At 43.5% G+C, this 12,279-nt stretch carries 12 protein-coding genes; 6 read left to right on the top strand and 6 right to left on the bottom strand.

The annotated features are described in order from the left end of the window. Nucleotides 1–190 precede the first annotated feature (190 nt). Nucleotides 191–376, bottom strand: coding sequence for a hypothetical protein (locus tag AC4II3_RS26710; protein WP_488029181.1), 186 nt, complete (start codon nt 374–376; stop codon nt 191–193). 101 nt (nt 377–477) lie between these two features. On the opposite strand from AC4II3_RS26710, the gene lexA reads away from it, so the two are divergent. Then, nucleotides 478–1,110, top strand: coding sequence for a transcriptional repressor LexA (lexA, locus tag AC4II3_RS26705; protein WP_488016167.1), 633 nt, complete (start codon nt 478–480; stop codon nt 1,108–1,110). A gap of 89 nt (nt 1,111–1,199) precedes the next feature. Here lexA and AC4II3_RS26700 read toward each other — a convergent pair whose 3' ends face one another. Then, nucleotides 1,200–2,180 carry a PEP-CTERM sorting domain-containing protein gene (locus tag AC4II3_RS26700; protein ID WP_488016169.1) on the bottom strand — a complete coding sequence of 327 codons (981 nt, stop codon included), beginning with the start codon at nt 2,178–2,180 and terminating at the stop codon, nt 1,200–1,202. A 542-nt stretch (nt 2,181–2,722) separates the two neighbouring features. Between AC4II3_RS26700 and AC4II3_RS26695 the strand changes: the two genes are divergently transcribed. After that, nucleotides 2,723–3,928, top strand: coding sequence for an AAA-like domain-containing protein (locus AC4II3_RS26695; protein ID WP_488016171.1), 1,206 nt, complete (start codon nt 2,723–2,725; stop codon nt 3,926–3,928). A 238-nt stretch (nt 3,929–4,166) separates the two neighbouring features. Here AC4II3_RS26695 and AC4II3_RS26690 read toward each other — a convergent pair whose 3' ends face one another. Then, a complete protein-coding gene (locus tag AC4II3_RS26690; protein ID WP_488016175.1) occupies nt 4,167–4,400 on the bottom strand; it encodes a TRADD-N-associated membrane domain-containing protein in 234 nt (77 codons plus the stop codon). 323 nt (nt 4,401–4,723) lie between these two features. Between AC4II3_RS26690 and AC4II3_RS26685 the strand changes: the two genes are divergently transcribed. Next, entirely contained in the window at nt 4,724–6,058 is a 1,335-nt protein-coding gene (locus AC4II3_RS26685) for an AAA-like domain-containing protein (RefSeq protein WP_488016173.1), read from the top strand. Here AC4II3_RS26685 and AC4II3_RS26680 read toward each other — a convergent pair. Continuing rightward, entirely contained in the window at nt 5,999–6,133 is a 135-nt protein-coding gene (locus AC4II3_RS26680; RefSeq protein ID WP_490722940.1) for a hypothetical protein, read from the bottom strand. The two genes, AC4II3_RS26685 and AC4II3_RS26680, sit on opposite strands and share 60 nt — an antisense overlap. Nucleotides 6,134–6,170: 37 nt before the next feature. On the opposite strand from AC4II3_RS26680, the gene AC4II3_RS26675 reads away from it, so the two are divergent. Further along, the gene (locus AC4II3_RS26675; protein WP_488016718.1) at nt 6,171–8,864 is read left to right on the top strand and encodes an AAA-like domain-containing protein; all 2,694 of its coding nucleotides are present in this window, start codon (nt 6,171–6,173) and stop codon (nt 8,862–8,864) included. A gap of 74 nt (nt 8,865–8,938) precedes the next feature. Here AC4II3_RS26675 and AC4II3_RS26670 read toward each other — a convergent pair whose 3' ends face one another. Together AC4II3_RS26670 and AC4II3_RS26665 are read right to left on the bottom strand one after the other, a co-directional pair. Continuing rightward, a complete protein-coding gene (locus tag AC4II3_RS26670) occupies nt 8,939–9,223 on the bottom strand; it encodes a TRADD-N-associated membrane domain-containing protein (RefSeq protein WP_488016716.1) in 285 nt (94 codons plus the stop codon). A 358-nt stretch (nt 9,224–9,581) separates the two neighbouring features. Continuing rightward, nucleotides 9,582–9,791 (bottom strand): hypothetical protein, encoded by a 210-nt coding sequence (locus AC4II3_RS26665; protein ID WP_488016714.1) that lies wholly within the window; start codon nt 9,789–9,791, stop codon nt 9,582–9,584. Between the two features lie 235 nt (nt 9,792–10,026). Between AC4II3_RS26665 and AC4II3_RS26660 the strand changes: the two genes are divergently transcribed. Further along, on the top strand, nt 10,027–10,260 hold the full coding sequence (locus AC4II3_RS26660; RefSeq protein WP_488029183.1) for a hypothetical protein: 234 nt from the start codon (nt 10,027–10,029) through the stop codon (nt 10,258–10,260). 695 nt (nt 10,261–10,955) lie between these two features. Beyond that, on the top strand, nt 10,956–12,275 hold the full coding sequence (locus tag AC4II3_RS26655; protein WP_488016931.1) for an AAA-like domain-containing protein: 1,320 nt from the start codon (nt 10,956–10,958) through the stop codon (nt 12,273–12,275). Nucleotides 12,276–12,279 lie beyond the last annotated feature (4 nt).

Below are 12,279 nucleotides of genomic sequence, written 5' to 3'. Positions count from 1 at the left end.
AGGGAATAGGGAATAGGGAATAGGAACCCACCCCTAACCCCTCCCAGGAGGGGAAAATAGGGAACAGGGAATCCGGAATCCGGAATCCGGAATCGGGAAAAAATCTGGGTTACCTGCATCCGCACCTTCAAAGCCCCGTGCAAACTAGGGATCCCCCCTAACCCCCCTTAATAAGGGGGGGACACAACCGTTACTCCCCGCACTTCCCACCCTCCCCATCTCCCGTTTCTCCCCATCTCCCCATCTCCCCACACTTACCAAACTCTCCCCATCTCCCCACACTTACCAAACTCTCCCCATCTCCCCATCTCCCCATCTCCCCATCTCCCCATCTCCCCACACTTACCAAACTCTCCCCATCTCCCCATCTCCCCACCCTCTACCCCCGAACAATACTCTGGACAAATGACAAGAGTTGATAGTACCAATGTTCTATAGAGCAATCACAAAGAACGACCATTTTTTGTCCAGAATCTTATGGAAAACCTCACATCTGCCCAACAAGAACTGTACGATTGGCTGGTTAATTATATTCGCATGTCACACCATGCCCCTTCGATCCGGCAAATGATGAGAGCAATGAACTTGCGCTCACCAGCACCGATTCAGAGTAGGCTGGAACATTTGCGTAGCAAGGGATACATTGATTGGACGGAAGGAAAAGCCCGCACGATTAGGCTGCTGCGGCATTGTAATTTGGGAGTTCCTGTCTTAGGAGCGATCGCAGCCGGGGGTCTAGTGGAACCCTTCACCGACACAGTTGAGGAGTTGGATATATCTGGCTTTTTCCAGCAACCAGGTAACTTTGCTCTGCGGGTTACTGGAGACAGCATGATCGAAGACTTAATTACAGAAGGGGATGTGGTGATTATGCGACCAGTGCCTGATCCCGATGACATCAAGAATGGTCTAATTGTAGCGGCACGGGTGGATGGACATGGTACAACCTTGAAACGTTTCTATCGTAAGGGTCATAAAGTTACTCTTAAACCCTCTAATGCTAAGTACCACCCCATAGAAGTGATGGCAAAACATGTCCAGGTTCAAGGAATATTAGTCGGTGTCTGGCGGGGATATGAGCAGCATCTAACACCAGCAGCGATACATTAACAATAAGGATAGCGAAGAATTACCAAAATTCTTCGCTATCGCTCTCCCATAAATAATACTCAGGCGGATTTGATTTTCTTAAATTGGGTCTACCCTTTGATGGCCTCTTTGCGTTTTAGTGCTGAACCCGCACCGATTGCACTTACTGCTAGTAGACCTAACACCGAAGCTGGTTCAGGGACATCAATGGAATTTGCCAGGATGAACTCCTTCTGAGCCTGGGCTATTGATGGTCCATAAGCTTGATGGTACTGAAAAGAACCTGATTCTCCAGCAGCGAGAAGTAATTCAAGACCAATATGTGTTCCCTCGTCGGCAAAAGCGCCATTACCATCAAATGGAGCATTAAAGAAATTGTTTAAACCATTACCATCCAATATCTGAAAAGGATTACCAGAAGCAACAGTCACATCAGGGTCTACTGACCCCAAGACTACCGTAAGACCATCTGTTTCTGTGGCTTGACCGACTTTTCCCAATCCAGCATCGGTTGAGAGTGACAACACATCATTGAAAGTGCCGGTGCGGTTTCCTTGAGCAACACCCTGGTCTGGATCAAGCGTGTCAAAATAACGCAGCGCTACCTCTGAACCATTGTTAATAAATTCAGTTGAGATGCTCAACACGTTCAAATCCGGAACCAGGGAATAGGTGCGGGTAAAATCGACATTAGCACCCCCTCCAGTGTATGTTCCTGTCACGAACACAGAGTCACCGCTGCTACTAACACTTACGGCTTGTTGGGCAAAATCTGTTGTGGTGTTTCTGACAAAAGTAGATGTGTTTGTCCCGTTTTGAAAACCAAAGTTGGAGACAGGATTTCCTGGGTTAAAAAAATCACTAGGCAATAAGGAATTATTGTCAAATAAGACGGTATCAATAGCACCGTTGTCTTCTCGAATTGTGACTTCTAGGGAACCATTGCTGAGAGTAATGGCTTGGGCTGAGGCAGTTCCTAGGGACAGCAACATCATGCTTGTAGCACCCAGTAAAAAGCCTGAATTCTTAACAATAGAACCTGCGATTGTCATAGCCATTGATGACTTGGTGATGAAAGGAAAATTAGCCATTATCTTACTCCCGTTAAACTAAAGTATTTATTTATTTTTTTTGAAATCTTTGATTACTTATAACTTAAATAAAAATGGCAAAAATGGCAGTAGTAAAAAGTAGGATGATTCAGGGATAAGTTTGATAAAAAACTTGTAAAAAACTAATCGATGTTTATCAAGGAATTATCAAGGAATCGGTTAATTTATGAATTATCCATAAAAAAGTAGGCTGTTTTTATGAATTTTTATTAAAGTTGCGGATTATTAGCCTAAAACTTCACTATTCATTCGATTTTTTTTCTATAATCAAACTATGGAACGTATCTAAGCATTCAGCCGTGAGCCATTCGCTCACGCTACGCGAACAGCGGTCAGCAAAAGGTTTACGCTACTTCAGGTGCTGACGTAACAGATATTCAACCAATCCTTACTAGTTTTATTCAAAGGTTGTTCGGGTAGCCTGCACGTAGTGCATTCGCTGATAGTTTACCAACGTATAGTTAATGTTTTTTTTGAGTTGACATACGTTTATTTTTTTTAGCAATTTAAACAAAAAAATAATGCATATTGACGAAGCGATCGAACTTTTGCAATCCTTGGTGTTTGCGAAAACTGAACAGAATTTGGATAAAGTCCAAATTGATGTATTGCAGGGAGCTTGGGAAAATTACACTTATGATCAGATTGCGGAAACTTACTGTTTTTCTACTGCCCATGTCAAAACAGTTGGTGCCAAATTATGGAGCTTGCTCTCGAAAGTATTGGGGACAAAGGTCAACAAAAAAAACCTTCAGGTCGTTCTCAAACGTATCGCAAAAGATTCGCAACCAGAGAGCAACCATAGAATGTCAAGCTCCCCAATCCTGGAATTACCCGGAGGTCAAGTTCCTCTAGATTCCCCTTTTTATGTAGAGCGTGCCCCCATCGAAGCATGCTCATATGATGCGATTTTGCAACCCGGAGCCTTGATTCGGATTTATGCTCCCAGGCAAATGGGCAAAACCTCCCTGATGGCCAGGATTCTGGAGCAGGCACGATGGGAGGGAAATACCACAGTCACTCTCAACTTTAAACTAGCTAATCGAGAGGTCTTCACTAGCTTGGATAAATTATTACAGTGGTTCTGTGCCAGCGTTGGGAAAAGCCTGGGGTTGTCGAATCAGTTGGCGGATTATTGGGATGAGATTCTGGGCAGCAAATCTAACACCACCGACTACTTTGAAAACTATCTGTTGGCTGAGATTGACACTCCACTGGTACTGGGCTTAGATGAGGTGGATATGCTGTTTCAATACCCGGAAATTGCCTCAGACTTTTTTAGTTTGCTGCGCACCTGGTATGAGAAAGCTAAGTATGGAGATAGTAGGAGCTATATTTGGCAAAACCTTAGGTTAGTGGTTGTCTATGCCACAGAAGATGATGCTTGGCTCAATCTCCATGAATCCTTTAATGTGGGGCTGCCCATTGCTTTACCTGAGTTTACTCAGGAACAAGTACAGGATTTGGCACGGTGTTATGGACTGAATTGGGATACTGATCAAGTGGCACAGCTGATGTCTGTAGTCGGTGGCTATCCCTATCTGGTGCGCACAGCACTACACCAGATTTATTCTCAAGATGTCACTCTAGAGCAGTTGTTGCCTAAGTCTGCTACCCAAGAGACAGTTTATGGGGAACATGTCGGTGGGCAATTCTTGAACCGTCAACAGAATCGACAACTCTATACAGCCTTTGGCCAACAGACAAGTTATATCAAGTCCGCTTGAATACCCATCATAAACGTGTGGGGCGTGTGGGGAAATAGGGAGATGGGGAGATGGGGAGATAGGAAGTGTGGGAAGTGTGGGAAGTGTGGGGAGATGGGGAGGTTAGGTATTAGATATCATGGGTCAAGCTATAACCGTTTTGATAGCTATGAGGTCAACAGGATTTTTTCCCTGTTCCCTCTTTTCCCCTCCTGGGAGGGGTTAGGGGTGGGTTCCGATTCCCGATTCCCTATTCCTACTACTCTTCATCATCATCTTCCTCTTCTGCCTCTCTAATCGCTTCATCTAACCGGTAATTGGCATCCTTAGCTAGGTTAACAAAAGTAACATTTGATGCTAATCCCACCGCCGTAGTCACTGCTCCTTCAGATAACTTTTTGGACATAAATAATTCTGCGCCGATTAGACCCACAATTGCGCTTATTACTGTAGCCCCGACAAGCAAGTTAAACGAAAGCTTGGCTTGACGAATGCGCTCTTTAAAGAATCGGGTTTACCGGTCAAATTGTCTTGTTTTGTTTAGACATCATTGTTTAGCATTAAAAAATGCTTTTGGCTTGGGTAAATCCCATTCTACTTAAACTAGAGGCTCTCAAAACTACCGGTCAGGATTTGTGGATAAAATTTCACATTATTGACGGTTTTTCACATTTGTGAAGCTCGAATAGTATCTCCGTGATGATTTTTTCACTGCTTCATAAAACTTCGTGAAACTATTGTCTCAATCTTGATCGACTAATAAATTAAACTCTCAACTCACAAGAGCAATAGTCAGGGGACAAGGAGCGATCGGCTATGATTAGTAAAAAAGCCTTCGACGAAAAATATAGGAACATGCCTCGGAAAAGGAGACAAGTGTTGGAGGCGGTAGTGGCTGGCAAGACACATGAAGCAATCAGAGACGAGGTGCTAGGTGTCTCTGATATATCTACGGTAAGAAAGCATCTCTCCCAAATCTATAAAGACTTTGAGATTCCAGCTAATCGTTCGTCTTCTCGTTGTGAATTGGTTAAACTCGTTAATATGTATAAGCCTGAGTTAGTGGCTGAACAAGTATTAATACATTACGGGTTGTCATCGTCTCGATCTGGAGCTGCTCAAAAGATTTACATTGAGCGCCCACCGATTGAGGCTCGTTGTTATCAGGAAATTGTCAGAGTTGGAGCGTTAATTTGCATTAAAGCGCCGAAACTGATGGGCAAAACGTTACTGAGTCATCAGATTCTCGCTCATAGCGAAGAACTGGGTTATGGAAGGGTTTATTTAAACATGAATGAGCTACCTTTCACTAAGTTAGATAAATTTTTACAGTCGTTTTGTGTGCGGGTTGGTGACAACTTGGGATTGCCAGAGCAGTTGGATAGTTATTGGAACAATCGTTTATCCAGCAAGGTAAACTGCAAACGATACTTCGAGCAGTATTTGTTAGCGTATTTAGATAGTCCGGTAGTTTTGTGTTTGGATAAAGTAGAGCAAGTGTTTCCTCATCAAGAGGTTGCTGAAGGGTTTCTGACTTTGCTCCGAAGTTGCTATGAAGATGCTAATAGTAAAGAGATTTGGAAAAACCTACGGTTGATTGTGGTTTATGCCACGGAAGTTTACGTTAAGTTACCTAACGACCAGTCGCCGTTTAATGTGGGATTACCTATAGAGTTACTAGAGTTTAGTGATCAGCAGGTAAAGAAGTTTGCCCAGGGTTATGGGTTGAAGTTGTCTGTAGATTCAGTAACTAAACTAATGGGGATGGTGGGGGGACATCCTTATTTATTGTCCCAAGCTTTTGATTATCTCAAGAATCACCCAGCAGCCGAGAAGACACTGGATGACTTTTTGGCTAATGCGCCCACAGAAGCAGGAATTTATCGCAGTCATCTTCGTGAACTCTTAACTAGTATTCAAGAGCATCCCGAATTGCTGGAAGCTGTTAAATTATTAGTTAGTACAACCAATCCGGTGCGCCTGGATTCTAATATCACTCGGAAGTTAGAAAGCATTGGACTGGTGGAGCGCCATGGCAATGATTGTAGTTTGAGATGTAATTTGTATCGTCAGTATTTTAGCGATCGCATTTTAGGGAGTAGGGAGTCGGGAGTCGGGAATCGGGAGTCGGGAATCGGGAGTCGGGAGTAGCTTAGGGTGCGTTACTCCCCAATCTCCCCATCTCCCCATCTCCCCATCTCCCCACACTCTCCACACTCTCCACACTGTTCCCTGTTCCCTGTTCCCTATTCCCTTTCCAAAAATGACCAATCAACAATCAATAGTCTACAAAGTTGGGGGTAGTTTACCTCAAGATGAACCCACTTATGTGACGCGACAAGCTGATCACGATCTTTATCAGGCATTGATGGCTGGGGAGTTTTGTTATGTCCTGAACTCCCGACAGATGGGTAAGTCCAGTTTGCGGGTACGAACGATAAAACGCCTAAAAGAAGAGGGATTTGCTTGCGCTTCTATCGATCTTACCGTGATTGGGAAAGAACAAATCCCCGTGTCGATGTGGTATAAAAGTTTGATGACTTTACTGTTCGATGATTTAGAGCTATCAGGAAAATTTGATGATCAACGTTGGTTAGACGAGCGTGATCAACTCTCCCCCGTCTTGTGCTTAAGTAAGTTTATTGAGCAGATAGTGTTAACCAGTATTCCGGGAAAGATTGTTATTTTTATTGATGAAATTGACAGTCTTATTAAAGTTAAGTTTAAAGATGATTTCTTTGCCTTAATTAGGGCTTGTTACAATAAAAGAGCCGAAAATCTAGCCTACACTCGTCTGACTTTTTGTTTGCTGGGGGTGGCAACTCCCGCAGATTTAATTCAGGATAAACAACGCACCCCTTTTAATATTGGTCGGGATATTCAGTTGACTGGGTTTACCTTTGAGGAGGCCAAACAGCCTTTGCTTCCCGGTTTGGTAGGTAAGGTGGATCATCCTGAACAGGTTTTAGGTGAGATAGTACACTGGACGGGAGGACAACCGTTTCTGACCCAGCGGGTGTGTCGTTTGGTGGTCGAGACCTGGGAATGGGGAAATAGTCTTTCCGTGGAACAGGTGGTGCGTAGGCAGATCATAGAAAATTGGGAAGCCCAGGATCAACCAGAGCATTTGAAGACTATACGCGATGCTCTTTCAGAGCCGCTACGCGAACGCATCCTCAGAAATGAGCAACGGACTGTTAGGCTGTTGGGTTTGTATCAGCAAGTTTTGGATCAGGGTAGTCTAGCTGCTGATGGGAGTGAGGAACAGACAGAATTAAGGCTATCGGGGCTGGTGGTTCAGCGCCATGGCTGTTTGGAGGTTAACAACCGGATTTATGGTGAGGTTTTCAATCCCGATTGGGTCAAGAAAGAATTGGCCAGACTGCGCCCCTACTCTGAGGCGTTTACCGCTTGGGTTGATTCTGGGCATACAGATGACTCTCGACTGTTGCGCGGGAAAGCATTACAGGAGGCTCGGGATTGGGCTAGGGGTAAAAGCTTGAGCGATTTGGATCGTGAGTTTTTAGATGCTAGTCAGGATTTACAAAACCGAGAATTGCGAAACGCTTTGGCGGCTCAGAAAGAGGCTAGTGACATATTAGCCAAGGCCAAACAGGAAGCAGAAGCGTTGCTAACTGATGCAAGGCAGCAACTTGCAGAAGCCAAATTAGGCACGCGACTAGAACGGCAAGGGCTTAGTATTTTACGACAGTTACAGGATAATATTTACTACGGCACCAGTATAGAAGAGGAAACGCTTTTGTACCAGGCAATGGAGACTGGGCAAGAGCTATTTAATATAGTAACAGATGGTCGCGCCCTGGATCACTATCCTGCTACTAGTCCTCTATATGCCCTCCAGCAGAGTATTAGTAAATTCCGAGAACGGGGTAAACTCAAAGTGCATCAGGACTTGGTATATAGTGTAGCCTTCAGCCCTTATCGAAAGAGGCTGGCCACTGCTTCACAAGACAAAACTGCCATAATTTGCGACTTACAGGGAAATGAATTAGCCTTGCTCACAGGGCATCAGGACTCGGTAACAAGTGTAGAATTCAGCCCTTGTGGACTTAAGCTTGCCACTGCTTCAAAAGACGGCACTGCCAGAATTTGGGACTTACAGGGAAATCAATTAGCCTTGCTCACAGGGCATCAGGACTCGGTAACAAGTGTAGCATTCAGCCCTTGTGGACTTAAGCTTGCCACTGCTTCAAAAGACGGCACTGCCAGAATTTGGGACAACAAGGGCAATCAATTAGCCTTGCTCACAGGGCATCAGGACTCGGTATTAAGTGTAGAATTCAGCCCTTGTGGACTTAAGCTTGCCACTGCTTCATTTGACAAAACTGCCAGAGTTTGGGACTTACAGGGAAATCAATTAGCCGTGCTCACAGGGCATCAGGACTGGGTCACAAGTGTAGCATTCAGCCCTTCTCGACAGAAGCTTGCCACTGCTTCATTTGACAAAACTGTCAGAATTTGGGACTTACAGGGCAATCAATTAGCCGTGCTAGGGCATCAGGACTGGGTCATTAGTGTAGCATTCAGCCCTTGTGGACTTAAGCTTGCCACTGCTTCAAAAGACAAAACTGCCAGAATTTGGGACTTACAGGGAAATCAATTAGCCTTGCTCACAGGGAATCACGGCTGGGTCATAAGTGTAGCCTTCAGCCCTGGCAGACAGAGGCTGGCTACTGCTTCATCCGACGGCACTGCCAGAATTTGGGACTTACAGGGAAATGAATTAGCCCTGTTCACAGGGCATCAGAACTCGGTAACAAGTGTAGAATTCAGCCCTTGCGGACAGAAGCTTGCCACTGCTTCACGGGACCGCACTGCTAGAATTTGGAAGGTTGAAAGTTTAGGTGAGCTGCTGCGTCGGGGCTGTGAATTGCTCAAAGATTACTTTGTCAGGCATCCCGGAGCTAAAGAGAAGTTAAGGGTATGCCAGGAATAGGCAATAGGCATGCTAGCAATAGGCAATAATTAGATCTTGCACTACTACGAAACTACTTAATAATTTGAGAAATGCTATGTATCCTCATCTTCCTCTTCTGCCTCTCTAATCGCTTCATCTAGCCGGTCATTTGCATCCTTAGCTAGCTTAACAAAACCAATACTTGATGTTAATCCAATAGCTGTAGTTGCTGCTCCCTTTGATAACTTGTTGGACATTAATAACCCTGCGCCGATTAAACCCACAATCCCGCTTAGAATTGTAGCCCCGACAAGCAAGTTAAAGGAAAGCTTGGCTTGACGAATGCGCTCGTTCAAGTAGATGGTTTCTGGGTCAAATTGTTTGTTTGGTTGAGACATGATTTATTCAGCCTTTAGCTCAGTAATCTTCTTATCTCCAACTATAGGCTCAATACATTACTTAGGGACATTTGTGAGCAAAGTTCACCTACCTTGTTATTTTCCTCAGGGTTTTTACTATTTGTGACTATCGAATAATATCTTCGTGATTATTGTTTCACTGCTTTACAAACAATCGTGAAACTCTAGAGCGAGGGTGCTAAATCTCAGCGATCGCCTTTGGCGCGCTCTGAAGAGCGATCGCTTTCAATTATACAGCGTTTTTCATAACTATCAGGTACACAGGATTTTTTCCCTGTTCCCTGTTCCCTGTTCCCTAAAAGCCAGTAATCACCTCCCCGAATTAAAACCTATAGACTTACTCGTTATCAAAATTTATCCAATCTTTCCATTCTTTATTTTCTTGATAATACTCTTTCATAGCTTCTGCTTGTTGGGCTAAAATGCGACGACGTTCTTCTAGGGGAAATTGTTGAAAAGCTTCACGTTCCATTGAATGATTTTGTGGGGTTTCAGGTACGATTACAATAACGTCTATTGCTTGAAAATCCCTGCTTATTTTGCTCATGTGACCCCATGCAGTTAAAGCGTCTGATAGCTGATAGTTGAATTATTACATTAATTTTACCAAAACTATAGACAAATAAAAACTAGTTTATTTTCAAAAATTTTCCACTCTATCAACACTCACAACCCTCTCCACATTCTCCATATTTACTAATAAAAAAAAATCTAAATCCCTTGACAACTGATTAATTTATAAATATATTAATACTATGAGCCATTTACAGGAATCACGATTCATGACCAAGAACATTCCACCTAACTCCGATGACAATAACACCCCAGAAAACCCTGGTCGCAAACCTAAGCAAGTCAAGCTGATCTTGATCGGTTCTCCTGAAAAAGTTTGGAAGACAATTCTTGCCCTTTATGGCCTTAAATACGCCTATCCCAACGAGTGGAGCACTCCCGAGCCTACGGGAAAGCCTGATGAGATTATGACCAGTTTGATTCGCTATTTTTACGTAGACTAGGATAGTAATTTGCCAGCGATGCAGCGCGGTCTTGGGGGTTTCCCCCATGAGCGACTGCATCAAGACAGGGTTTGACCCCCTGGCGACCATGAGTGAAACTTGTTTTGTGAAGGTTAGTTTACTGAGTTAGGATGTTGTTGTTTTGGATCAGTTGCTGAGGTAAGTGGTTAGTAGTCAGTGGTCAGTGGTCAGCCTTTTGCTGTTCGCGTAGCGTGCGCGTAGCGCTTAAGCTGATAGCTGATAGCTGATTACTGATCAGCTCAGCAATACTTGTAATGGCTTATATAATAGAATTCGGTCAAGCATTGGTTAACCAAACCTTGACCGATTTTTTTTATTGGTAAGCAGTCAGCAGTCAGCAGTCAGCCGTTGGTCTTGGCTTTTGGCCACGCTACGGGAATGGCTGATGGCTGATGGCTGATGGCTGATCGCTGATTGCTTACTAACAAATTTCACGTTAGTTCACGGTTATTCACATTAGTCAAGCTCGAAAACGATATACGTGATTATTTTTTCACTCATAAACAAACTTTGTGAAACTATTCTTGACATTAGTGACGCTCGAAGAAAATATGCGTGATTACTTTTTCACTACTAAACAAACTTCGTGAAATTATTGTCTCAATCTTTCTCAACTAATCAATAATAATCTAAACTAACCATAGGAGTACCTTAGGCACAAGGAGTGCTCGCCTATGATTAGCAAAGAAGCCTTTGAGGAAAAATACCAGAACATGCCTGCCAAAAGACGAAAAGTGTTGGAGGCGTTTCTGGCTGGCAAGACAGATAAAGAAATTATAGACGACGAGGTGCTAGGTGTCTCTTATCTATCTACTGTAAGAAAGCATATTTCCCAAATCTATAAAGACTTTGATATTGAAGCTAAGGGTTATAATTGTCGTGATGAATTAGTTAAAATCGTTAATAGGTATAAGCCTGAGTTAGTGGATGAACAAGTATTGATAGATTGCGGGTTGCCATCGTCTCCACCTAGAGCTGAACAAGATATATATATTGAGCGCCCACCCATTGAAGCTCGTTGTTATCAAGAAATTGTTAACCCGGGAGCGTTAATTCGGATTAAAGCGCCGAAACTGATGGGCAAAACCTTACTAATTAGGAAGATTATCGCCCATGGCGCAAAACAGGGTTATGGCCAGATTTATTTAAATATGAATCAGCTCCCTTTCACTAACTTAGATATATTTTTAAAGTCCTTTTGCTTGCACGTTGGTAAAAAACTAAAATTGCCCAATCAGTTACATACCTATTGGGATGATATTTTTTTAACCAGTTTAGGCAACTGCACCACCTATTTTGAAGAGTATTTGTTAGCCTCTTTAGAAAGTCCGTTAGTGTTGTGCTTGGATGACCTTGATCGAGTGTTTCACCATCAAGACATTGCGGAAGGGTTTCTGCCGTTGCTCCGTAGTTGGCATGAGAGTGGCAAGTTTGAGGATAGTTGGAAAAAACTGCGGTTAGTGGTGGCTCATGCTACGGAAATTTACATTGATTTAGGTATGAATCAGTCGCCATTTAATGTGGGATTACCGATAGATTTACTAGAGTTTAATGCTCAGCAGGTTAAGAGCTTTGCCGAGGGTTATGGTTTGACATTATCTGTAGATTCAGTAACTAAACTGATGGCAATGGTGGGGGGACATCCTGATTTATTATCCCAAGCTTTTGATTATCTCAAGAATCACCAAGCAGGGGATAAAACCCTGGATAGCCTTTTGGCTTTAGCCCCCACAGAAGCAGGAATTTATGGCAGTCATCTCTACTTACTGTTAACTAGTATTCAAGAGCATCCCGAATTGCTGGACGCTGTTAAACAATTAGTTAGTACAACTAACCCAGTGCGCCTGGATGCTACTATCACTCGGAAGTTGGAAAGTATTGGACTGGTTGAGCGCCATGGGAATGATTGTAGTTTTAGATGTAATTTATATCGTCTGTATTTTAGCGATCGCATTTTAGGAAGTAGGGAGCAGGGAGTAGGGAGTAGGGAGTAGGGAG

It is taken from the genome of Moorena sp. (genome assembly GCF_982860115.1).
This window is presented reverse-complemented; position numbering and strand designations above follow the sequence as displayed.